The organism is Cryobacterium sp. Hh11 (assembly GCF_004404045.1).
Taxonomy (GTDB): Bacteria; Actinomycetota; Actinomycetes; order Actinomycetales; family Microbacteriaceae; genus Cryobacterium; species Cryobacterium levicorallinum.
Map to the genome: position 1 here is coordinate 1 of NZ_SOHF01000018.1, position 23171 is coordinate 23171.

Genomic DNA, 23171 nt, shown 5'->3' on the forward strand with positions numbered 1-23171 from the left:
GCCAAGTCACCACGAATTGGAAGCAAGCCCTCAGCCAGCTCGTGATGATTTACCCCGACCGAATCAACCCCCACCTCTAACCAATTCCCAACACTTACACAAAAGATTTGACAGGCTCGATCATCGCGACCACCCTCACCGCCCTGCACGGGAAGGTGCTGCAGGACGACCTCGACCACGTCGAACGTGCCCTCGTGGCCTCCGCGACCGGGGCGATCACTCCGGAGACTGCCGGGCTGCCGGGGGCGGGCATTCGTTTCGCGCCGGATCTGCTGCGGGCGCAAGCTTTGGAGTGGCAAGGGCGGCTCGACCCCGACGGCACCGCCCCCAACGACGACGCGGTGGAGGCGAAGAGCACCCTCACGTTCGGGCAGCTGCGCAACGGGCTCTACCCGCTGCGGGCCGACGTCACCCCCGAGCTGCGCGGCATCATGGACACCTTCTTCGACACTCATCTATCGGCTCGGTCGCGTACGCCGCGGTTTGAACCCACCGATCCGGCTGACGGTGCCGTCACCGCGTTGAACGGCCTGGACGTCGATGACCCGAACGCGGACGCCGGCCTCGACGGTGAGCGCTTCAACGCCGACCCGTTCACCGGCGATACCCGCTTCGACGGCGACCACCGCACCGCGGGTGAGAAACGCGCCGACATCCTCCGCACTGTGTTCGAAGCTGCCGCCCGCGACCCGAAAACCCCCACCATGGGCGGCGCCGCCCCCAACGTCATGATCCACATCAACGCCAGCGACCTCGACAACGACCGCGGTGTTGGCTGGATCGATGGCATCGACGCGCCTATCTCGATGCGCAGAGTGAAAGAAACCATCTGCACCGGTGGCTCCCAAAGCGTCATCATCGACGACCACGGCGCCATTCTCTACCTCGGCGACAAGGTGCGGTGCTTCACCGCCAAACAACGCGCCGCGATCGCCGCGCGCGACGGAGGCTGCATCATCCCCGGCTGCACCATCCCCGCCCGCTGGACCGAAGTGCACCACGTCCACCCTGCCGCAAAAGGCGGACCCACCAACGTCGACAACGGAACACTGTTGTGCTGGTTCCACCACCACACCATCGACACCAACGGCTGGACCATCCGCATGATCAACGGCCGACCCCAGGTACGCGGCCCACTCCTCTGGGACCCAACGCAAACCTGGCGCCCCGCCCAATCACACCGAGCCAACACCCCGAGCCCCGAACCACCCTGGCGCACCTAGTAGGTGCTTGCCCAATGGTTGTCCAGGCTTTCCGTTCCTCTTCCTGCGAAACTCGGCGGTAGTCACAGCTGGAGTCTCGTAGTCACTCCAAGCCCGCCAACTCGGCCACCCGTGACAGCGCCAGCTGGGGGGTGCCTCTAACGTCGTCAGTATCTACTCACAGACACTCGTGCCGAGAATGTGGAGAAGGCAATGCTCGTGCTGGTAGCTACAAAGGCGACACAGGGCGCTCGCCGAAGTGATTACGCAGACTGCGTCGAGGGTGAGCTGGTCTGGATGCTCGACGCATGTCCCGAAAGCCGGCGCAAGCCGGACGGCAAGTGCCCGTGCGGCCGATCGTTTCGTGGGCTGAGTTCGGATCGTGGAACGACAACCGCGCTGGTGACGGACCTCCCCGACCTCACCCGCATCGACTATGAAAATGCCCTTGCGGCCAGTTTTGATGCCCGCGGATGGTGCCTGTGTTGTTACATGCGCACCGTGAGCGAATTTGTCGACGAACTCATTAGCTTTGCCGAATTCTGGCCGGTCGGCACCGTGATCGAGCGTCGGGTCGATCTGATCTAGGGCCGCGTGCCGCTCCGTCCCCAGCCCAAAACCGAATGACGACAGCCGCGGAGCTCCAGTGCAGGCATGCCTGCACTGGAGCTAGAATTGGTGTATGGCACAGGTCACGTGGCGAACATCCGATGAATTGGTCAAGCAGGTCCAAAACCTGGCTTTGGCCGAGGGTCTGAGCATGAATGAATTCCTGAACAGGGTGATGACTGTGGCGGCACAGAGCGATGAGAGCGATCCCCTCGCAGCACGACTAAGAAATCGGCTTCGTGCAGCTGGTCTGCTTGCCACGGGAACGCCGAACGGGCCTCGTCCGTCTGGCGCTGAGATCGCGCGGGCGCGTGCCGCGGCCGGTTCGGGTGTTCCGCTTTCCGAAATAGTCTCCACGATGCGGGAATGACTGTCTTCGCCGATACGTCCGCCATCGTCAAGTTGTACGCCGACGAGGTCGGCAGCGAGATGGTTCGCTCTCTGGAGGCAGTCACTGTCAGTCAGCTCTGCCGTGTCGAAGTACCCGCCGCGCTATGGCGGAAAAGCCGCACGAACGGCCTCCCGGCCAGCGACACGTTGATCTTGGTCAGGTTGTTTGAAAATGATCTATTCGGAGCGGATGCCGTGTTGGCACCCATCCGAATCACATCCGGCATCCTGGATGACGCCGCTCGGTTGACTGAGATCCATGGATTGCGCGCCTACGACGCCGTGCAACTAGCGACAGCGAAAGTCGCCCGCGAAGTCGATTCGGATTGTCGGAGCATGGCTGCTTTTGATATTCAGCTCCGAACGGCGTCCGCTCGCGCAGGGTTCTTGCTGATTCCTGCAGAACTGAATCATCCTCCTGTGGGATCGGTCCAATAGGTCCCCTTTCGCTCTCGACTGCACCCGCGCCTAACCGCTCGAAACAGGCGTTCGTGGAGCCATCGAGTGCCCCGCGGGTCGCAAATTATGTCACGGCTGAACGATCGTGACCGAAAGTCAGGGTATTCGGAGAAAATCGTGAGGTTTCATTCAAAAAGGCGGTGCAAGCTAGCGACCTTGCCCGCGCCGACCCGAAGTGCGCGAGCCCGAAACCCGGCGAGCCGGCGTACCTAGCGTCGAGTTCTCGCTCCCGATGAAGGATATGCGCCAAAAAAACTCCGAAACTTCCCATGCCCGTACGGTCCGCAATTCCCCAAAACGCAGGCACCAGATTCTCTTCGCCGCCAGTGCCGTGCTGGTCGTCACCGGCCTCGTCGCCGGCAGCGGATTCGCCGCCCAGTCGGCTGATGCCAAGCAAGACAGCATCGCAGCCACGACCGCACTCGCCGAGAGCACCGGCCGCCAGATCGAACAACTCGACTATTACGCCCAGCGCGGCGAGGCACTCAGCCGCGACAGCGCATCCGCTGCCCTCTCGCAAGCCAACCTGGTCATTGCCGCCAGCGTGAGCAAAGTGGATGCCTCCACCCTCACCTCGGTAGCCAGCTCGCTCGCCAGCTACGAGATCATGCCGATCGACCAGCTCGAAGACCTCACGGCCCAGGCGAAGACGCAGACCGTCGCAGTTGCGGCGGCCACCGCCGAAGTCGACCGGGTCGCAGCCGAAGTTGCTGCAGCCGAGGCCGCTGCGGCCGCCGCCGCTGAAGCCGCTCGAATGGAGTCCCTCGCGGGCGGCAATACCGTCGACGGTGCCCGCGCCACAGCGCGTTCAATGGCCGCCTCCCAGTACGGCTGGGGCGAGGATCAGTTCAGCTGCCTCGACCGGCTGTGGCAGAAGGAATCGGGCTGGTCCTACTCGGCCCTGAACTCCAGCAGCGGTGCGACCGGCATTCCGCAGGCGCTGCCGGGCAGCAAGATGGCGTCGGCCGGCACCGACTGGGCCACCAACGCCACGACGCAGATCAGCTGGGGCCTGGGCTATATCAAGGCCTCCTCCTATGGAACGCCGTGTGCGGCCTGGTCGCACTCGCAGTCCGTCGGCTGGTACTGACCCACCGCCGTCGACACCAAACCGTAGCGAAGATCGGGCCGCTCATCAGTTCTTTCGTGCCGCCGCAGGTTCTGCGGCGGCACGGCTGGGGCGCTGGGGCCAGCGCTACGATGAGAAAGTAAGGGAACTCCACGTTTGAGTTCGACGGGGTACACCGAAGTACCCGTTGCAGGAGCCCCGCGCAGATATTTGATGGAGGCGTTTTTTCGATGTCGTCTGGTTTCACCCCTACGGGTCTAGCCCCGGTAGACCCCACACTCGAGTCGTTCATAACTGATTATTATGAGCATTTGACGGACGAAGACGCGGCGCACTATTCCCCGCCAGTATTGCAAGCCCGAGCGCGAGCCCATTGGAAGGTCGCGCAGTACCGGGTGCCCAAAACGGCCTCGGTCGAGATTCAGAATGAGCCCGGACGCAGCGTCATCTATATCGTCACCGACGACATGCCCTTCCTGGTGGATTCGGTCACCGCCGAGCTGGTGCGCCAGCACTCCGCCATCCACCTCGTCGTGCACCCGCTGCTCATCGTGGCCCGCAGCAAGGCCAGCAATGAACTCGTCGACATCAACCGCATTCCGGCCGGTGTTGGCGTCTCCAGCGGTGATACCTCGGCGATGCCCAATATTGCCCACCTGATCGCCACCGGCGATGACGCCTCGCACCTCGAATCGTGGATCGCCATTGAGATCGACAGTGCGAGCGACGAGGAGCAGGCCCTGCTGGTGGCTGGCGTGACAGCCGTTCTCGGCGATGTTCGCGCCGCCGTCGCGGACTGGCCGCTCATGCGCACCAAGGCGATGCAGATCGCAAACGCCCTCGACAAGGTCGTCGGCGCCGATCAGGTCAAGGACCTCGCCCAAACCCAGCAGCTGCTGCACTGGCTCGACGAGGGCAACTTCACCTTTCTCGGCTACCGCGAATACAACCTCGAGACGCAGGACGGCGAAGACGTCCTCACCCTGATCGACGGCAGCGGCCTTGGCCTGCTGCGTTCCGCCGACGATCGTCACCAGATTCAGCATCTAACGGATGCCGGCCGGCAGAAAGCGCGCGAGCGCACCGCCCTGGTGATCACCAAGGCCAACTCGCGCTCCACCGTGCATCGCCCCGCCTACTTCGACTACATCGGCATCAAGAGTTTCGACGCCGCCGGTCAGGTCAAGGGAGAACAGCGCTTCATCGGCCTGTTCGCCGCGAGCGCCTACACGAGCTCGGTCACGGCCGTGCCGGTGCTGCGCGAAAAGGTCAAGGCCGTCATGACCGAGGTCGGTTTTCCGCTCGAGTCGCACAGCGGCAAAGACCTGCTCGGCATTATGGAAACCTACCCGCGTGACGAATTGTTCCAGATCGAAGTCCCCGACCTGATCACCGCGTCGCTCGCCATCCAACGTCTGCAGGAGCGCCGACGCACCCGGCTGTTCCTGCGCCCCGACATCTACGGCCGGTTTATGTCGGCCCTGGTCTACCTGCCGCGTGACCGCTACAACACTGCCGTGCGGCTGCGCATTGAGAAGGAATTGCAGGAGACCTTCCACTCGGAGGCCCTCGACTTCGAAGCGCGCATGACCGAATCGGCACTCGCGAGACTGTTCTATCGCATCCGCTTGCCCAAGGATGTCGCCGCCGACACGGTCGATGCCGCCGCCCTGGAACACCGTCTCGCCATGGCCGTGCGGTCCTGGCCCGAGGGGATCAGCGACGAACTCCGCGAGACACACTCGGTCGAGGAAGCCGAGCGCCTGGCCGCTGTCTGGGCTGAAGCTTTTCCCGATAGCTACCGGGTCGACTATGAAATTGCCGATGCCCTCGAAGACATTGGGCGTTTCGAGGCCTGCGCTGCGCCAGTGAGAGCATCCGCTGACCCGCGCACCCGCCCTGGACTGCACGTCTACCGGCCTCACAGTGTCGGTGACCCCGCCGAAGACGCCCGCATCAAGCTGTACATGACCGAGCCGAAGAGCCTCAGCCAGATTCTGCCGTTTCTGCAGAACCTTGGCATCGAGGTCCTCGACGAGGTGCCGTTCGACATCGAAACCGCTGACGGGCGCCGCTTCTACCTGTACGACCTGGGCCTGCACTACCCGGCCGGAGTCGACCCGATCGCGACCGGGACTCTGCTGGCCGACTCGTTCGGTGCTGCGATCAGCGGAGCCATCGAGTCCGACAGCCTCGATCGCCTGGTGCTGCAGGACGGCCTGCCGTGGCACCGCGTCGTCATCCTGCGCAGCTACGCCAAATATCTGCGCCAGATCGGCAATACCAACTCCTACGGTTTCGTCGCCAACGCCCTGCTCGCCAACCCGGCCGTTACGCGTGGCCTGGTGTCACTATTCGAAGCCCGATTCGACCCAGATCTCGCCGACGATGAGCGGATGCTGCGCGTCGCCGACGTGCGCGACCAGCTCACCCTGGCCATGGAGCAGGTCGCGACCCTCGACGCCGACCGGGTGCTGCGCACCCTGATCACGCTGATCGAAGCGTCGCTGCGCACCAACTTCTTCCAGTACAAGCCGTATCTGAGCATTAAACTCGATCCGTCGCAGATCGAGCAGATGCCCTCACCGCGACCGATGTACGAAATCTGGGTGTACTCGCCGCGCGTCGAGGGCGTGCACCTGCGGTTTGGCAAGGTTGCCCGGGGTGGCCTGCGCTGGTCGGACCGCCGCGAGGACTTTCGCACCGAGGTGCTCGGGCTGGTCAAAGCGCAGACGGTCAAGAACGCCGTCATTGTGCCGACCGGTGCCAAGGGCGGATTCTTCGCCAAGAAGCTGCCAGATCCGGCACTGGACCGGGCAGCGTGGATGGCCGAGGGCATCGCGAGCTACCAAACCTTCGTGCGCGGGCTGCTCGATTTGACTGACAACCTCGTGGCAACGCCCGAGGGTGAACGGGTTGTTCCGCCGAACCGCGTGGTCAGCCACGATGACGCGGACACCTACCTCGTCGTCGCGGCCGACAAGGGAACAGCCTCGTTCTCGGATATCGCCAACGAACTTGCCGCAGAGTACGGTTTCTGGCTCGGCGACGCCTTCGCCTCTGGCGGTTCGGTCGGATACGACCACAAGGAGATGGGCATCACGGCCAAGGGCGCCTGGGAATCGGTCAAACGCCACTTCAGCGAGCTCGGCGTCGACGCCCAGTCCGAAGAGTTCACCGTGGTCGGCGTCGGCGACATGTCCGGCGACGTGTTCGGCAACGGCATGCTGCTCTCCAAGCACACCAAGCTCGTCGCGGCCTTCGACCATCGCCACATCTTCCTGGACCCGACCCCCGACCCGGCGCTTTCCTTTGCCGAGCGCAAACGGTTGTTCGAACTGCCGCGTTCCTCCTGGGCCGACTACGCGACCGACCTGATCAGCGCCGGCGGCGGCGTCTTTCCGCGCCAGTCCAAGGTTGTTCCGATCTCGGCCGAGGTACAGGTCGTGCTCGGTTTGCCCGAGGGCACGACGCACCTGAGCCCGCCGGAGCTGCTGCGCGCAATTCTGCTGGCCCCGACCGATCTGCTCTACAACGGCGGAATCGGCACCTACGTGAAGGCCAGCACCGAGACCGCAGCGCAGGTTGGCGATAAGGCCAACGATTCCATTCGCGTCGACGGCAAGGATCTGCGAGTCAAGGTCGTCGGTGAGGGCGGAAATCTCGGCTTCACCCAGCTCGGGCGCATCGAAGCTGCCCTCAATGGCGTCATTCTCAACACGGACGCGATCGACAACTCGGCCGGAGTGGACTGCTCCGACCACGAAGTCAATATCAAGATCTTCGTGGACCGTATGGTCGCCGCCGGCAAGCTCGACCCCGCCGAACGGGCCGAGTTTCTGGCCGAGATGACCGACGAGGTCGGCCGCCTGGTTCTGGTCGATAACGTCGATCAGAACATTCTGCTGCTCAACGACCGGGTCCTCGTCAACAACTGGAGCCCGAGCTACGAGCGCCTGATGAACTGGCTCGAAGCATCCGGCGATCTGCAGCGTGAGCTCGAGGCACTGCCGACGACGGCCACGCTGCGCGAGCGCCTCGACCAGGGCCAGGGGCTGACCAGCCCCGAGCTCAGCGTGCTGGCGGCCTACGCCAAGATCGAACTGGCCAACGCGCTGCGCGACAGCGATCTGGCCGATGACCCGTGGTTCGGCAGAACCCTGCGTCGGTATTTCCCGACGCACCTGTCTGAACGTTTCGATGCCGAGTTGGATACGCATCCGCTTCGCCGGGAGATCATCGCTACGGTCGTAGCGAACGACATGATCAACCTGGGCGGCATCACCTTCGCGTTCCGCACGATGGAGGAGACGTCGGCGAACCAGGCGACGATCGCGCGGGCGTTTGTGGCCCTCCGGGAGATTTTCGAGTTGGACGAGATGGTCGACGAGCTCAACGCGCTGCCGTCATCGTTCCCGACCGAGAAGTGGACGGCGATTCACCTCGACATTCGCCGGCTGCTCGACCGTGCGGTGCGTTGGCAGGTTAACCACGGGGGCAATATGCCCGTCGCCGGAGTGATCGCAAAGTACCAGCCGCAGGTCGCGCTGATGCGCGAGCACCTCGGGGAATACCTGCAGGGCGCCGACCTCAAACGCCTCGAAACCCAGCAAGAGCAGGCCAGGGAATGGGGCCTGCCCGACGATCTCGGCCGCCGCTGGTCGGAACTCTTCGAGGCGTACGCGCTGCTGGACGTGGCCAAGGTCGCCGCCCGGTCCAACCTTCCGGTCACCGAAGTCGCGGCAATCTACTATGCGGTGTACAACCGGTTCGGTGTCGACAACCTGCTGGAGCGCATCACCAAGCTGCCCCGCAAGGACCGTTGGCAGGCCCTCGCCCGTGCTGCCCTGCGCGACGACCTGTACTCCACGGTCGCCGACATGGCCAGGTCCGTGCTCGATGAAACGGATGCCGGCGCCCCCGACGAGCGCCTCCTCGCCTGGGAAGCACTCAACGCCGAACAGCTCGGCCGGGCGCGCAGCGTGTTCGAGGAGGTCAACTCCCTCGCGCAGGACGATATGGCGTCCCTGTCGGTCGCCGTGCGGCTGCTGCGCTCCATCGTGCGCCGCTGACCGACTAGCCCGCTGAAGCGCTGGAGCATCCGTTCGAGGGTGCTCCAGCGCTGTGTTGTCGGCGATCTGCCGTCTCAGTCGCGCGACGGCAAATTGTTGATCCAGTCGCCGAGCATGCTCGCGGTGACGCGCCAGGGCCCGGGCTGTTAACGGTAGAAAAACTCTTTGGAGCGCACTAGATCAACGAGACGATCAGAATGGCAATGGCCAGCCAGAGCGGCATCGCCACAACCAAGAGGATGAGGCCACCCCACTGCAACCGGGTATAGGTCTGCCCGGCGTCGCCGCGCTTTCTGGTGCGCACGATGTCAACCACCGAGACGACCATGCCGATGAACAACAGTGGCGACACGGTCAGCAGCGCAAACAGCAGGCGGGGGTCGGTCGGGAGTGACACGCACACGGCGATGCCCAGAGCGCTGTACAACACGAACAGAACGATGCTCACCCACAACGAGAGCGGAAGGCGGCGAGTCGGCTGGGTGATGGATGCGTGCATGGTGCGACCCCCGTTGGTAACTGCGATTTATGACAGTAGCACGCGGGTGAGACCCCTCAGCTGATGCGGCCGAGCGCCACGAGCTTCGTGCGCACCTCGGCGTCGCTCGGCTCCACCATGTGCGTGTCGTCGGGAAACACAATGACCGGAATGTTGGTGCGGCCGCTGATGGCGCGGGCACGGTCGGCGCCATCCTCGACGAACAGCAGGTCGACATAGTCGTAGTCCACCTCGAGGCGGTCGAGCAGTGACTTGGAACGACGGCAGTCGCCGCACCACTGGGCTCCATACATCGTGATGCGAGCAGCGGGGGCAGGGGTTTCAGTCATGCCAACGATCCTAGGCGGCGCGCCTGTGTGCCGCGGGTGGACATCCGTTTCAGTCGTGCAGGTGGTCAACCTGCCAACCGGTGGACTGCTCCAGCAGGTCCAGAATATTCTGAGCGGATGCCCGCGCCTCGGCCGCGCCGCGCGCATCGACGACGTCGATCGCCAACGGCAGGCTTTCGCCGAACTTGGCAATCTCCACCTCGACCCGACCGCCGTCCGGCAGTGCGATGAACGCGTCCGCGGCCGATGTACCACTGACCTCTCGGCTGAGTGCGGTCGCGATGGCCCAGAGGGCATCGGGCTTGGTGCGCTGAACCTGGGCAACGATCGTGGCCGTGAAAGTCATGGGTCTCCGAACTTGGGGATGAGGGACGCAATCAGTAAAGCAGTACCCGTACCCTGAAACCATGCCTTCTTATCGCGTCACCATGAGTATCGACTCCCTGCACCCGGGAACGGAACCCGCCTCGGTTGTGCCGCGGGCCGCAGCGGCGGCGGCCGAATTCACCACGGTGGAGGCCTCCGACCTCACCATCGTCGCCGGCGCGGCCAGGGTCATCGTGCGTTTCACAGCGGATGACGCGGCGTCGGCCCTGCGGATCGGCGCTCACGTGGTGGCCGACCTGCGCGTCGTCGCCGAGTTGCGGGCGTCCCTGGTCACCGAGCGCGTGAAGGGTACCTGGGTGCCGGTGCGCTGAACCGGTGAGGGCGTGGGGACGATACGTCACCCACGCCTGCACCTGCTCGTTACTCGACGGGCGCAGTGACCGTGTTGCTCTGCAGCGTGACGGCCGTCTGAGCCAGCAGTCGACCGTTGATGCTCGCTCCGGTCTTCATAGCGATCATCGTTTGGCTGAGAATGGTGCCTTCGAAGTGTGCGGTCGTACCGATCGCGACGGACCCGGCCACCTGCCAGAACACGTTCTTCGCCTGCGCATCGCCGGCCAGAATCACGTTCTGGGCTGAGGCTTGCTGCAGGTCCTTGGAGATCTGGAAGATGAACACGTCGGTCGAGGATCCGGTCAGTGTGACATCGGTGGAGATGTTCACATCGGTGCCCCACTTGTACAGACCGGGAGTGAGAGTCAGACCACCAATTTCGCCGGCGCCCAGGTTGATGAAGTCGGGGGTCGTTCGGCCGGCGGCATCGGTGTACGCGAGTTCGAGGTCGCTAACGGCCGTGGTGAGATAGGTGTCGTCGGTCACCTTGCACGAGGGGCCTGCGGCGTCCACGGAGTAGATCGTTCCGGTGAGTACCTCGGGGCAGGTGAGGTGGATAGCGGCACCGGTGATGGGGCTGGAACCGACGTTTCCGCTGACGGTCGAGGCGTAGACATCCGTAATTCCGGACTTCGACAGGACGGCAAAAGTCCCGGCCTCGCCGAGGTCGACGGCGGCTCGTGGTGCAGTCTCGTCGGCGACGGCTCCGCCGACTCCGATGCTGCCGACGCCGACTATAGCAACGGCGAGCAGGGCGCCGAGAAGTCGCTTGCGCGACGGTGAAAGCTGTGTGAACGTGCTCATGTGATTTCCCTCTCGAAGGACCCGCACGGTGCGGGCCGGGGCAGGGCCACGCGCTGGCGTGGCCACCGATGCTGTACATCGGGTTTCTCTGGTTGATCGGGCTCGCGGGTAGAAGGCGCCCCTCGAACCCCCGCGATCGATCCCTCCGGGCATGCTACTCGTATGTTTGTTCGCACGCACCGACGACAACGGTTCCAACGCATAGAATCTGTCTAACCCCAGACTAGGGGTATTGGTCCGTGCAGCGTCAGACGACCGGATCCATCGAGCTCAGGTGGCAGGCGTCGTTCCACATCTGCAGCACCCGATTTTCGCGTTCCCAGCCGAGGGTGGAGACGGTCGCAGTGCCGAGGCTGAGGTTCTTGCCGGCGATTGCCGGCAGCCCCATCCAGCGCGCGGTCATGATGCGCAGAAAATGCCCGTGGGCGAAAACGGCGACGCGGCCCTCTGCGGCGAGGCATTCCTCGATCGCGAGGTCGGCTCGCGCCCCCACCTCATCGACGGTCTCACCGCCCACAATTGGGTTACCCCACACGGTCCAGCCGGGTATCTCAGAGCGGATGTCCACGGTGCGTCGGCCCTCATAGACCCCGTAGTCCCATTCGAGCACGTCGTCGCTCGCCACACCCTGGCTGGAGTACCCGGCCCGCTCCATGGTCTCCCAGGCGCGCACGAGCGGGCTGGAGTAGACCCGATCGAAATGCTGGCCGTCCAGCATCTCGCCGAGGGCATCCGCTTGTTGACGGCCGAAATCGGTCAGTGGAACGTCGGTGCGCCCGGTGTGCTGGCCGGAAATGCTCCATTCCGTCTGCCCGTGGCGAATAAGAACGATGTCGTTCTGGGTCATGCTGCTCCCTCGCGGTTGCCGCTGTGCGGCAGGTCAAGTCTACGTTTCGACCCAGCCACAGGTGCCCCGACGGGGGAGCGGACGACCCGCCTGCTACGTTTAATACGCCAGTGCAGGCGCCCTGAGCGACAATGTTGTAGCAATTCAGGGGGAACCATCGTGTCAACTGCCACCGAGAAGCGCGCCAGCGGCCCAGCCGCTGCGTTCATGCGCCCGATAAATTCGCTCGTCGAACGATTCATTCCGAGCGCGCTCGTGTTCGTGATCGTGCTGACCGTGATCGTGGCGATTCTGGCCCTGGTGCTCACCGATTCCGGCCCGATCGATGTCGTGCGGAGTTGGGGCGACGGTCTCGCGGGGCTGCTCGCCTTCATGACCCAGATGGCCCTCGTGCTGCTGCTCGGGCACATTCTGGCCAACACGACCCCGGTGCACCGGCTGCTGGTTCGTCTGGGTGCTGTGCCACGCACGGCGCTTCAGGCCTACGTTTTCGTCTTCACCGTCGCCGCGGTGGCGTGCCTGATCACCTGGGGCCTCGGCCTCGTGGTCGGGGGGCTGCTCGCCAAGGAGGTGGCTTTTCAGCTGCGCGCGAAGGGCGTTCCAGTGCACTTCCCGCTCCTGGTCGCCGCCGGCTACTCCGGCTTTGTGATCTGGCACATGGGATATTCCGGGTCGGGACCGCTCACCGCCGCCACCGAGGGCTCCTTCCTGGCCGAGCAACTGGGTCGCACCATTTCGCTCAGCGACACCACCTTCTCGCTGTGGAATATTTTGGCGGCCGTCGCCACCATCGTGGTGGTCGCGCTGGCGCTGGCCCTCGTCGCCCCGCGACGTAACGCCCCGATCTTCGTGCTTGAGGTCGATGCCCGCGATAAGCAGGTCGCCGAGGAACCGGTCGTGACGCCCGCTGACCGCCTCGATGCCAGCCGCATAATGACCCTGATCGTGGGGCTTGCCCTCGTCGCCTACCTGGTCGTTCACTTCGTCGAGGGCGGAACCCTCACGCTCGATATCGTCAACTGGACATTCCTCGCGCTCATATTCTTGCTGGTGCGCAACCCGTTCGAGCTGATTCGGCTGACCAAGGATGCCGCCTCCAACGTCGGCGATATCCTGCTGCAGTTTCCGCTGTACGCCGGCATCCTCGGCATGATGGTCGGATCCGGGCTGATCGGGGTATTCTCCGACTTCTTCGTGAGCGTGTCGACTCCGGCGACGTTTGGCGTGATGGCGTTGCTGGCGGCCGGACTGGTGAACTTCTTCGTGCCCTCCGGCGGCGGCCAATTCGCCGTGCAGGGCCCGATCATGCTCGACGCGGCCGAACGGCTCGGCGTTGACCCCTCCGTCGCCATCATGGCCGTCTCCTACGGCGACCAGTGGACCAACATGATTCAACCGTTCTGGGCGCTTCCGCTTCTGGCGATCGCCGGGCTGAAAATGCGCGACATTCTTGGTTACACCACGATCACCTTTCTGGCGGCCGGCCTGGTCTTCATCGCGACGATGTTCATCGTCGGTGCCGGCTAACCCGGCGCAGACTGGATGCCGCCTGCGCATATCCCAATTTGCGATAGAAGTTCAATTTCAACGCGGGAGAGAGCCGTAGGCTTGTCTCAAAGCCATCAAGTCTGAGACGGGTGCCATGAGGGTCATTAGTTACAACCTCCGCAAGAATCGTGCCAGCGGCGAACTGGTCGCGCTGTCCGAGCGTTACAGTCCCAACATTCTCTGCCTGCAAGAATGCAACACCATCGACCTGCCGGCCGAGGTCGGCACTCTGCACCTCGCCGACGCGACCCGGCGCAACCGGCTGGGCCTGGCCATCTACTACAACCGGGACCGCTACACGGCGATCAAGACGCAGGCCTTCGCGCTGAAGAAATCCCTGCATGATCACCTGGCGGCGCCGGCACACGAGCGCCTGATCGCCACCCGCCTGATCGACAACGTCGCCCAGCGTGAGCTCGTCGTCGCATCCTTTCACGCAGCGCCGCTGACCGCGCTCAACTCCCTGCGCCGCAACCAGATTCGCACCGCCCACGAAGAGCTCAGTCTGCTCGGCCCCGGTCTGCCGACCCTGATGGTCGGCGACTACAACTACCCGATCTTCCAGGGCAAGCTCGGCAACAAGGTCAACCAGTCCGGTTACGACCTGACCCTCAGCGACACCCGCACCTACACCCGGTACAAGTTCTTTCGCGGACACTTCGACCTCGCAACCTCGATGGGCCTGGCGATCACCAACGTGGAGACCCTTCCGCAGGGCACCTCAGATCACATGCCCATTCTGGTGACGGCCACCTACCCCGACAAACAACCGATGCAAACGGATGCCGCGCATCACCTGGCCCATCCCGCCACCGGTGAGTCCGTCACGGTCGAAGGCGCCGACTTCACGATCTAGCCCCGCGGCGTCTCGCGCGGTCAGGCGAGCAGTTCGAGCACGCCGCGGACGATCGTCGCTAATGACCCGAGATATGCCACGATCACGAGCAGGCGGCGGGCTACGTGCGGCTCGATCACCCGCGACAGCAGGTCGCCGATGATGAGCCCGACGATGCAGGCACACCCGATCAGAATCCACACCAGCACGGGCAGCTCCGGCACGCCGGCGGATCCGAGGGCGAATTTGGACGACAGCGAGGCCAGCCCGATGGTCAGAAAGTACGGCTGCATGGTCGCGGCGAAGGACCGTTGCGGCCAGCCTGTGGCGATCGCGTAGATGCTCACCGCCGGGCCGCCGACGCCGGCCGTCGTGTTCATGACCCCGCTGGTCATGCCGGCTATCACGCGAAAACTCAGCCGGTCCCGCACGACCACCCGGCCGAGATTCACCGATACGGTCAGCCCGGCGGCCACGAGTACACCGATCGAGATCTCAAGCCACGCCACCGGTACGAACTGCAAAACGTAGGAGCCTGGCACGATGCCGATCACGGCGCAGGCCGCCAGAATTCCGTAGCGCCGCCAGTCCACGTCTCGAAACACGCGCATCAGGATCACGCCGGCGGTCAGGGCCCCGCAGACGTTGACGACGATGACACCGTCAATCGGCCCCAACAGCAGCACCAGAAAGGGCGCAGCGACCAGGGCGAACCCCATGCCGGTGATGCGCTGCATGCTCGAGCCGATCAGCACGGCCGCAATCACCAGAACGGTCGTCCACACGGTACGGTCTCCCAGCTAGGTTGTTGCACTCAACGTTACCGGCCCAGACCACACCAACCGACGTCGCGGACGCGTGGGCTACCGTTAATGCGGGGCCGCCGCACGGCAGTCACCCGATAAATCGACGAAAGGACAGTGGATGCCCCACGCGAGCTTGCCCACCGAGAACGTTCTGCAGGGGCGCACCTTCGATGCCGTGCTGTTCGATATGGACGGCACCCTCATCGACTCCACGCCGGCGGTCGACCGCTCCTGGGCTGCCTGGGCGCGGGAATGGGGAGTGGCGAAGGACGACACCGCCCACGGCCGTCCGGCGCGCGACATTATCGAGGAACTGGTACCGGCCGACCGGGTAGACGAAGCCATTGCCCGCGTCCTCGCGCTCGAAACAGCCGACACGGACGATATCACCGTGCTGCCCGGCGCCGCCGCGCTCATGACGAGCCTGCCCGAAGCCCGGCGCGCGATCGTCACGTCCTGCGCCCGGCCGTTGGCCGAAGCGAGGCTGGCAGCATCCGCTTTTCCGGCACCCGCGGTGATCGTGACCATCGATGACACTCCGAACGGCAAGCCCGAGCCCGACCCGTTTTTGGAGGGGGCCGCGCGGCTTGGCGTAGACCCGAGCCGCTGCCTGGTGATCGAGGACGCACCCGCCGGTCTGCAGGCCGGTCGCGCCGCCGGCTGCACCACGATCGCCGTCGCCGGAACCTACCCAGCCGCCGAGCTCGACGCCGATCTGGTCGTGCCCGGGCTCGACTCGCTGCGTATTGAGGTCACGCCCGACGGTCTGATCGTTCACGTGGAGTCACCGAAAAGCTAAGAACGGTCACCGCCCGGGCCCAAATGAACGTAACGTTGATAGGCGGTATGCACGTTCGGCTTTTCCGGGTGGCTCGAGCCGCGAAGAGAAAGGTTTTGGCACTTGGACGACGAATGCATCCACGGACTTGAGGGCAAATTGTGCGCCCTGTGTTATCCCAAAGTCGTTACTGAGCCCCTGGTGCCGGTGAAGAAGACCCGCGCTCCCAAGCTGTCGTCCCTGCGCGACCCGCTGCCCACGGCTGCTACACCGCCCGCCCGCGCGGCTCGCCCGGTTCGCGTGGCCGGCGCTCCCCGCCCGGTGCGCGCCGAGAAGGTCTCGACCGACAACGTCGACGAGCAGCGCGTGTACCACCTCACCCACATCAGCAACCTCGCCGCCATCCTGCGCGACGGATGCCTGTTCGCCAACGCTGCGCTCACCACCCGACCCGCCGTGGACATCTCGGCGCCCGCCACGCGCGAATCGCGTCGCGACGCCCTCGTCGCTGGAACTGACCGTAGTGTCGCCGAGTACGTGCCGTTCTTCCTGTCGCCGAATGCGATCGTGTGGGAGAGCATTCGTGCCGAGTCCACCGACCCGCGCCTCGCCCTCGACGCGCACGGCTCCGAGGCCTTCGACTTCGTCATGCTCGTGAGCACCGTGAAGAAGATCAACGACGGGCTCGCCGCTGTAACGGATGCTTCCACCACCGACGACGAGACCCCCCTCGTTCCCAGCCTGGTCGCCGTCACCAACGGTGATGCGGCCGGATCGCTCACCCGATTCGGTGCCACGCCGGCCACGGCCGAGCGCATGCTGCAGACGCTCCGCGCCGAAGCCGACGGCGCGATGATTCTCGAAGCCGAGCTGCTCGTGCCCGATGCTGTCCCAATGGAGCTGGTGACGCTCATCGGCGTCTGCAACGACAATGTGCGCGAGACGGTTCGGGGCATCCTGAAGTCGAGCACGTTCAAGCCCAAGGTCGCGGTCTACCCGCCGTGGTTCCACAGCTCGGCCGACGCCGAGTAGTCCGACCCTTTTCTGTCCGGGCCCGGGCCCGGAAACGGGGCCCATGTTCTATCGTGGGCCCCGTTCCCTAAGGTGGGCCCGGGGGCGGATGCGTGCGTGGGTCCGACCGCGACTGTGGATGCGGGCGTGGGTCGGTCGCGGGATGGCCCGGCTATGGGTCCTGCTACACGACCCCGAGGGGCACGTGTTCGCCGGCGGGTAGCTCCACCCGAATGCCGTCGCCCGGGTTCACGACCCCGCCGGTGACGACGACGCCCATGATGCCGCCGCGGCGGTGCACTGTGCCGCCGGCATCCGTTGTGATGAGCTGCTTCATCAGACCTTTTTGGTAGCCGTTGATGAGCGAGCACGGGCTGCGCATGCCGGTGATCGAGACCACGGCCTCGGCGCCGAGATGCAGCCGGGTGCCGAGCGGTAGGGTCATCAGGTCGATTCCGGCGGTGGTCACGTTCTCGCCGAGCTCGCCCGGCGTCACGGCATACCCGGTCGGCACGAGGTCGTCGAACAGCTCGGCGGCCATGAAGTGCACCTGGCAGAGGTTCGGTGCCAAGGGGTTGCGCTTCTTCGCGTAGCGGTGCTGCACGGTGACTCCGGCGTGGGAATCGCCCTCGACTCCGATTCCAGCCAGCAAACGGATGCTGCCCACCGCAGGCTTGCTGAACCGGTGCAGGTCGTCGCGGCTGACCGAAACGACCGTGCCGGGGCGCTTGTCGTGTGTCATGCAGACGATTCTGCCACAGGCGCACGCGCGTTCGAAGGCATGCCAGCAGCCCTGTAACCGGATACGTCACCGTGTCTGTGTAAACCCGTTGACGCGGCACCGCCCGAGGCCTACATTGCATCAATGGAAAGGTTTCTCAATGACCAGTGTTGCGCCCGCCAATAACGACCAGCCCAACGAATCCGCGTCCGTTTTTCCGCGCGCGGAAGACGTCGCGCCGCACATTGCGCGTCCGTACCGAGCTCTCGAACGCGAACTGGAACGGGCGGTGCGCGATCGGGTGGAGGTCAACCTCCGGGTGACCGCGGCGGTCAACGCCATGCGCGACGGTGGATGCTCCTGGGCCGACATTGCACGAATTCTCGGTACCGCTCCGCAGACCGCACACAAGAAGTACAGCAAGCCGCGCCCGCCGCGAGGCGACTGAGGGGCGAGCGGCCATCAGCACGCCCGAAAACCGGGGGCCACACGTCGGTCGGGTGAGCGGTCGCCCAATGGGGGTGGTGGAATTCTGGACCAGATTCGTCTCCGGTGATATAGTCTCGAGTCAAATTCCCCCCCAATTGAGAGGACACCATGAAAGCCTCAGAAACACTCAGTAATAACCTGCAGTCCGTTCTGGTCGACCTGATCGAGCTGCACGTGCAGGGAAAACAGGCGCACTGGAGCGTCGTTGGAAAGAACTTTCGCGACCTGCACCTGCAACTCGACGAGATCATTCTCGATGCGCGCGAATTCTCCGACGAAGTAGCCGAGCGGATGCGCGCCCTCGACGCCATGCCCGATGGCCGCAGCGAGACGGTCACCAAAACCACCCATCTGCCCAAGTTTCCCGATGGCGAAGTCGACACGGCGGAGACGGTGACGCTCATCACCGAACGACTCGATGCCACCGTCGACAATATTCGCAAGGTGCACGATGAGGTCGATGAGGAAGACCCCACGAGCGCGGATATTCTGCACGCGTTCATCGAGAAGCTCGAGCAGTATTCCTGGATGGTCAGTGCGGAGAACCGTAAACCGCGCAAGCGCGCAGCACTGAAATCCGCCTCGCGGGCGTCGTAACACATCGGTTGAGGCCGCGTGGGTCGAGGGGGAGTAATGAGGCTTGAATCGCAGCTTCCACCGGCCCCGCTCAGCGCCGCTGCATTAGAGGTCAACGGTGACGCGCAGCGGGCGATTACACTGGCGAGCGGTCTCGCATCCGTTCCCCGCCCGGGGGAGGGAAAAACGGCCGTTCTGTTCGACACACTGTGCACGCTCGCGTCGGCCGACCTCACGGCAGCACGAGTGGCCGAGGCGCACCTTGATGCGCGGGCGATTCTCGCCCAGGCCGGCCAGGACGCCCAGCCCGATCACACTTGGGGCGTGTTCGCCGCGGAGACCGCCGGCACCGTGCTCACAGCGACGCGAGAGGGCGACCGCTGGCGGCTCGACGGCACCAAGCCGTGGTGCTCCCTCGCGGGACTGCTGACTCACGCGCTGGTCACCGCCCACGTCGGCGACCACGGCAGACGCTTGTTCGCCGTCGACCTGCGGCAGGCCGGCATTACGGTACATGACGAGCTGTGGATCGCCCGCGGCCTGCCGCAGGTGAAGAGCGGCCCGGTCGATTTCGACGGTGTTGGGGCCGATGCGGTTGGTGATGAGGGCTGGTACCTGCGCCGGCCTGGGTTCGCCTGGGGCGGTATCGGAGTCGCCGCCGTGTGGTGCGGCGGTGCCGTCGGCCTGGCGCGCACCCTCTACGACTCGACCCAGGGGCGCGCCCCCGACCAGATTGCGCTCGCCCATCTCGGCGCTGTCGACGTGGCAGTGACCACTGCGGCGACGGCGCTGGCCGCGGCCGCGGCCGCGATCGATGCCGGCGAGGCCGACGGACCGGCCGGTTCCCTCCTGGCCGCCCGGGTGCGCGGGATCGTCGCCCGCGCGGCCGAAGACGTCATATTCCATATCGGGCATGCCCTCGGACCGGCGCCGCTGGCCCTGAACGATCGGCACGCGCAGCGGGTCGCCGATCTGCAGCTGTACGTGCGCCAACACCATGCCGAGCACGATGACGCTGCGTTGGGACGCATGCTCGTAACGAAGGGGAGTGCACCGTGGTGACATTCAGCAATCTCGGTGGCGGAACACCCGAGAAGATCTGGGAGGCAGCGAACTGGCCAGACCGGTTCGCCACGCTGAGCACGGACGGGCTCGGCCGTCTCGTCGTGATCGCAGCGCATCCGGACGACGAAAGCCTCGGCGTTGGCGGATTGATCGCGCACGTTGCGGGGCTCGACGTGCCGATCGTGGTCATCGTACTCAGCAACGGCGAGGCGTCTCACCCGAACTCCCCGACCCACGACCAGGCCAGACTCGCCCAGATCCGCCGCATCGAAGTGACGGATGCTCTCGCACACCTGGCACCGAACGCGCAGGTGCACCTGCTCGAGCTCCCCGACGGCAAACTCACCGAGCACATCGACCTGGCCGCCGGGGCGATCATCGAGGCGATCGGCGACGTGGGCGCGTCGACCTGGGTGGTGGCACCGTGGCGAGCCGATGGGCATCCGGATCATGCGGCAGCCAGCGCGGCCGCCGACCGAGCCGCACGAGAACGCAGCGCCCGCCTGTTCGAGTACCCGATCTGGGCCTGGCACTGGTCAAACCCGGATGCTCCCGTCTGGTCGGACTCCGCCGTGCGCGTCTTTGATCTGCTGCCGACCGAGCGCAAGGCCAAGGCGCGCGCTCTGGCGCTGCATCGCAGTCAGGTCGGCCCGTTGTCGGATTCGTTCGGCGACGAAGCGATCCTACCGGCCGGTTTTCAGGAACATTTCACGCGCACCTTCGAGACCCTCATCGAGGTGACCGTGAAAAAATCCGGAGGTGCGCCAGCGCGCCCGCAAACGGATGCCCCCGCACCCGCCGACCCGAATCACACGCTCACGACCGGGTACTTTGACTCGATCTATTCCTCGGGTCCGGATCCGTGGGGGTTCGAGACCCGCTGGTACGAGAAGCGCAAACGAGCCGCCCTGATCGCGGCGCTGCCCCGGCAGCGCTTCGGCGCAGCCCTCGAACTCGGCTGCTCGAACGGTGTGCTCACGGCCGAGCTGGCCGAACGGTGTGACACCGTGCTCGGCATTGATCTGATCGAACAGCCGCTCAGCATTGCACGAGCGCGACTCGCCGGCCAGCCCGGCGTGAGGTTTGAGCGGCGAACGGTTCCGGCGGACTGGCCGGAGGGAGAGTTCGACCTGATTGTGCTGTCCGAGGTCGGATATTACTGTTCCAGTGCAGACCTGCGGCGACTGCTCGAGCGCTGCCGGGCCAGCCTCGCCCCAGACGGGGTTCTGGTGGCCTGCCATTGGCGACACCCGGTAGCGGAGTGTCCCCTCACTGGCGATGCGGTGCACACGCAGCTCACCCACGTGGTCGGGCTGCAGCGCACCGTGCATCACCTCGAACGCGACTTCGTGCTCGAGGTGTATGAACCCCGACCCGCACTCTCGGTCGCGCAGCGCGACGGCCTCGTGCCGTGAGCATACAAACAAGTCCGTCGAGCCCCGAATTCGTCACGATCGTGGTGCCGGTGCGCAACGAGGAGGTCCTGCTGCCGCGCGCCCTGGCAGCACTGGCCGTGGCGATCGACGCGCTCAACGTGCTGCCGCAGCCGGACCGCCCAGCGGTGTCGGTGCTGCTGGTCCTGGACCAGTGCACCGATTTATCGGCCCGAGTCGCCGCACTCTGGCCCGACTTCGACCGAGTTGAAATTGAGGCCGGCGCCGTCGGCGTGGCGCGTCGGTTCGGTGTGCAGCGCGCGCTGCGCCGGCTGGAAGCGGTCTCGGCGTCGGGTGCGGCGGCATCCGCTGTGGGTGATGGCCAAGCCGAGCGAATCTGGATCGCCAGCACCGACGCGGACTCGGCCGTGCCGCCGAACTGGCTGATCACCCAGTTGGCGTTTGCCCGCAACGGTATCGATCTGGTACTCGGAACGGTGCATCCCGACGACGACCTGGCCGCCCACGAGCTGGTGAACTGGGAGTCCCTGCACACGATCGGTGAGGGGCATCCGCACGTTCACGGTGCCAATCTGGGCGTGCGGGCTGATCGATACCTGGCCGCCGGCGAATTTGCGCCGGTCGATTGTGATGAAGACAGGCTTCTCGTGGCAGCCCTGCGTGAACTGGGGGTCACCGAGGCACGCACGGCGTTGATTCCGGTGCTGACCTCGGGGCGACGCGTCGGCCGAGCCCCGGCGGGATTCGCCGAGTACCTGCGCGAACACATGAACCCCGATTGGGCTGACACCGAAGCGGCGCACTGATTCGCAGGCCAGCTTTCGTACAAGCCTCTGGCGTGGCGTGGCCTGAAAGTGGAAGAATAATCGAATGACTTATCTTCCCAATGACTCTCGATATGAGTCCATGCCCTACCGTCGCGTCGGACGCAGCGGCCTCAAACTTCCCGCCATTTCCCTCGGACTGTGGCAGAATTTCGGCGATGACAAGCCGCTCGCAACGCAGCGGGCCATTTTGCGCCGGGCCTTCGACCTCGGCATCACCCACTTCGACCTCGCCAACAACTATGGCCCCCCGTACGGCTCAGCCGAAACGAACTTCGGTCAGTTGTTCCGCGAAGACTTCGCTGCCCACCGGGACGAGGTCGTGCTCTCGACCAAGGCGGGCTACGACATGTGGCCGGGCCCTTACGGAAACTTCGGCAGCCGCAAGTACCTGCTGTCGAGCCTCGACCAGTCGCTCGGCCGCATGGGCGTCGACTACGTTGACATCTTCTACTCCCACCGCGCCGATCCAGACACCCCGCTCGAAGAGACGATGGGCGCGCTGCACACCGCCGTCACGAGTGGCCGCGCCCTGTATGCCGGGATCTCCTCGTACTCGCCGGAGCGCACCCGCCAGGCCGCGGCGATTTTGGCCGACCTCGGCACACCGCTGCTGATTCACCAGCCCTCCTACTCCATGTTCAACCGGTGGGTTGAGGGCGATCTGCTCGATACCCTCGAAGACATCGGAGCCGGTTGCATTGCGTTCTCGCCGCTGGCGCAGGGCCTGCTCACCGACCGCTACCTCGGGGGAATCCCTTCGGACTCCCGCGTCGCGCGGGAGGGTTCGGCCAAGAAGTCCATGGTGAGCACCGAGGCGCTCGCGCACATCCGGGCGTTGACCGAGATCGCCGTCGAGCGCGGTCAGTCGCTCGCCCAGATGGCCCTGGCCTGGGTCCTGCGCAACTCCGAAGTGACCAGCGCGCTCGTCGGCGCATCGTCGGTCGCCCAGCTCGAAACGAACGTGGGAGCTCTGCAGAACCTCGAGTTCAGCGCTGCGGAGCTGACCGCGATCGACGTTCACGCCGTCGACAACGGCATCAACCTGTGGGCAGCCTCAAGCGACGTCTAGCCCCTCCCGCCGGCTCTCTTCCGGGCCGGCGAACGGAAGTGGCGGTGACGCT

At 65.0% G+C, this 23171-nt stretch carries 24 protein-coding genes; 17 read left to right on the plus strand and 7 right to left on the minus strand.

Translation table 11 applies throughout. From position 1 onward, the window contains the following. The first annotated feature begins 107 nt into the window (after positions 1-107). From E3T46_RS08060 to E3T46_RS08085, 6 genes are all read left to right on the plus strand, one after another. Positions 108-1223, plus strand: coding sequence for an HNH endonuclease signature motif containing protein (locus E3T46_RS08060; protein ID WP_134578155.1), 1116 nt, complete (start codon positions 108-110; stop codon positions 1221-1223). A gap of 198 nt (positions 1224-1421) precedes the next feature. Beyond that, complete coding sequence (locus E3T46_RS08065) at positions 1422-1790, plus strand: hypothetical protein (protein WP_198419149.1); 369 nt, start codon at positions 1422-1424, stop codon at positions 1788-1790. A gap of 94 nt (positions 1791-1884) precedes the next feature. Further along, complete coding sequence (locus E3T46_RS08070; protein ID WP_134578157.1) at positions 1885-2181, plus strand: transcriptional regulator; 297 nt, start codon at positions 1885-1887, stop codon at positions 2179-2181. Then, complete coding sequence (locus E3T46_RS08075) at positions 2178-2639, plus strand: type II toxin-antitoxin system VapC family toxin (protein ID WP_134578158.1); 462 nt, start codon at positions 2178-2180, stop codon at positions 2637-2639. Before E3T46_RS08070 ends, E3T46_RS08075 begins: the two co-directional genes overlap by 4 nt. Before the next feature lie 262 nt (positions 2640-2901). Continuing rightward, positions 2902-3750, plus strand: a complete 849-nt coding sequence (locus E3T46_RS08080) for a hypothetical protein (RefSeq protein ID WP_134578159.1) — start codon at positions 2902-2904, stop codon at positions 3748-3750. A 209-nt stretch (positions 3751-3959) separates the two neighbouring features. Further along, positions 3960-8801 (plus strand): NAD-glutamate dehydrogenase, encoded by a 4842-nt coding sequence (locus E3T46_RS08085; RefSeq protein ID WP_134578160.1) that lies wholly within the window; start codon positions 3960-3962, stop codon positions 8799-8801. 175 nt (positions 8802-8976) lie between these two features. Here E3T46_RS08085 and E3T46_RS08090 read toward each other — a convergent pair whose 3' ends face one another. Genes E3T46_RS08090 through E3T46_RS08100 form a run of 3 tightly spaced genes read right to left on the minus strand, consistent with a single transcriptional unit; the run spans position 8977 to position 9975 of the window. After that, positions 8977-9300 (minus strand): hypothetical protein, encoded by a 324-nt coding sequence (locus E3T46_RS08090; protein ID WP_134578161.1) that lies wholly within the window; start codon positions 9298-9300, stop codon positions 8977-8979. A gap of 56 nt (positions 9301-9356) precedes the next feature. Next, a complete protein-coding gene (locus tag E3T46_RS08095) occupies positions 9357-9629 on the minus strand; it encodes a glutaredoxin domain-containing protein (protein ID WP_134578162.1) in 273 nt (90 codons plus the stop codon). 49 nt (positions 9630-9678) lie between these two features. Continuing rightward, complete coding sequence (locus tag E3T46_RS08100) at positions 9679-9975, minus strand: hypothetical protein (RefSeq protein WP_092448812.1); 297 nt, start codon at positions 9973-9975, stop codon at positions 9679-9681. A 61-nt stretch (positions 9976-10036) separates the two neighbouring features. Here E3T46_RS08100 and E3T46_RS08105 point away from each other — a divergent pair, with 61 nt between their 5' ends. After that, positions 10037-10327, plus strand: coding sequence for a hypothetical protein (locus tag E3T46_RS08105; RefSeq protein ID WP_134443616.1), 291 nt, complete (start codon positions 10037-10039; stop codon positions 10325-10327). A gap of 49 nt (positions 10328-10376) precedes the next feature. Here the strand turns inward: E3T46_RS08105 and E3T46_RS08110 are convergent, their stop codons facing one another. Beyond that, positions 10377-11153, minus strand: coding sequence for an ice-binding family protein (locus tag E3T46_RS08110; protein WP_134578163.1), 777 nt, complete (start codon positions 11151-11153; stop codon positions 10377-10379). A gap of 247 nt (positions 11154-11400) precedes the next feature. After that, the gene (locus E3T46_RS08115) at positions 11401-12000 is read right to left on the minus strand and encodes a histidine phosphatase family protein (protein WP_092448810.1); all 600 of its coding nucleotides are present in this window, start codon (positions 11998-12000) and stop codon (positions 11401-11403) included. Between the two features lie 207 nt (positions 12001-12207). Between E3T46_RS08115 and E3T46_RS08120 the strand changes: the two genes are divergently transcribed. Together E3T46_RS08120 and E3T46_RS08125 are read left to right on the plus strand one after the other, a co-directional pair. Then, positions 12208-13527, plus strand: coding sequence for a TIGR00366 family protein (locus tag E3T46_RS08120; RefSeq protein ID WP_134578192.1), 1320 nt, complete (start codon positions 12208-12210; stop codon positions 13525-13527). Between the two features lie 115 nt (positions 13528-13642). Beyond that, positions 13643-14404, plus strand: a complete 762-nt coding sequence (locus tag E3T46_RS08125) for an endonuclease/exonuclease/phosphatase family protein (RefSeq protein ID WP_241979052.1) — start codon at positions 13643-13645, stop codon at positions 14402-14404. Positions 14405-14424: 20 nt separating this feature from the next. On the opposite strand, the gene E3T46_RS08130 is transcribed toward E3T46_RS08125, so the two are convergent. Continuing rightward, positions 14425-15168, minus strand: coding sequence for a sulfite exporter TauE/SafE family protein (locus tag E3T46_RS08130; RefSeq protein WP_134578164.1), 744 nt, complete (start codon positions 15166-15168; stop codon positions 14425-14427). A gap of 139 nt (positions 15169-15307) precedes the next feature. On the opposite strand from E3T46_RS08130, the gene E3T46_RS08135 reads away from it, so the two are divergent. Further along, positions 15308-15988, plus strand: coding sequence for an HAD-IA family hydrolase (locus tag E3T46_RS08135; protein ID WP_134578165.1), 681 nt, complete (start codon positions 15308-15310; stop codon positions 15986-15988). Positions 15989-16174: 186 nt separating this feature from the next. Beyond that, positions 16175-16999: a DarT ssDNA thymidine ADP-ribosyltransferase family protein gene (locus E3T46_RS08140; protein WP_206751482.1), complete on the plus strand. Its 825-nt coding sequence runs from the start codon at positions 16175-16177 to the stop codon at positions 16997-16999. A gap of 163 nt (positions 17000-17162) precedes the next feature. Here the strand turns inward: E3T46_RS08140 and E3T46_RS08145 are convergent, their stop codons facing one another. After that, the gene (locus E3T46_RS08145) at positions 17163-17720 is read right to left on the minus strand and encodes an MOSC domain-containing protein (protein ID WP_134578167.1); all 558 of its coding nucleotides are present in this window, start codon (positions 17718-17720) and stop codon (positions 17163-17165) included. A 139-nt stretch (positions 17721-17859) separates the two neighbouring features. Here E3T46_RS08145 and E3T46_RS08150 point away from each other — a divergent pair, with 139 nt between their 5' ends. The 6 genes from E3T46_RS08150 to mgrA all read left to right on the plus strand — a co-directional run bounded on the left by E3T46_RS08150 (position 17860) and on the right by mgrA (position 23119). Then, positions 17860-18147, plus strand: coding sequence for a hypothetical protein (locus E3T46_RS08150; protein ID WP_092448804.1), 288 nt, complete (start codon positions 17860-17862; stop codon positions 18145-18147). 149 nt (positions 18148-18296) lie between these two features. Then, the gene (locus E3T46_RS08155) at positions 18297-18785 is read left to right on the plus strand and encodes a DNA starvation/stationary phase protection protein (protein ID WP_134473228.1); all 489 of its coding nucleotides are present in this window, start codon (positions 18297-18299) and stop codon (positions 18783-18785) included. Between the two features lie 36 nt (positions 18786-18821). Beyond that, positions 18822-19826, plus strand: coding sequence for an acyl-CoA dehydrogenase family protein (locus E3T46_RS08160; RefSeq protein ID WP_134578168.1), 1005 nt, complete (start codon positions 18822-18824; stop codon positions 19824-19826). Next, the gene (locus E3T46_RS08165) at positions 19823-21244 is read left to right on the plus strand and encodes a PIG-L family deacetylase (protein ID WP_166790211.1); all 1422 of its coding nucleotides are present in this window, start codon (positions 19823-19825) and stop codon (positions 21242-21244) included. Before E3T46_RS08160 ends, E3T46_RS08165 begins: the two co-directional genes overlap by 4 nt. Then, positions 21241-22029: a glycosyltransferase family 2 protein gene (locus E3T46_RS08170; protein WP_134578170.1), complete on the plus strand. Its 789-nt coding sequence runs from the start codon at positions 21241-21243 to the stop codon at positions 22027-22029. Before E3T46_RS08165 ends, E3T46_RS08170 begins: the two co-directional genes overlap by 4 nt. Before the next feature lie 64 nt (positions 22030-22093). Continuing rightward, complete coding sequence (gene mgrA, locus E3T46_RS08175; RefSeq protein ID WP_134578171.1) at positions 22094-23119, plus strand: L-glyceraldehyde 3-phosphate reductase; 1026 nt, start codon at positions 22094-22096, stop codon at positions 23117-23119. The last annotated feature ends 52 nt before the right edge of the window (positions 23120-23171 follow it).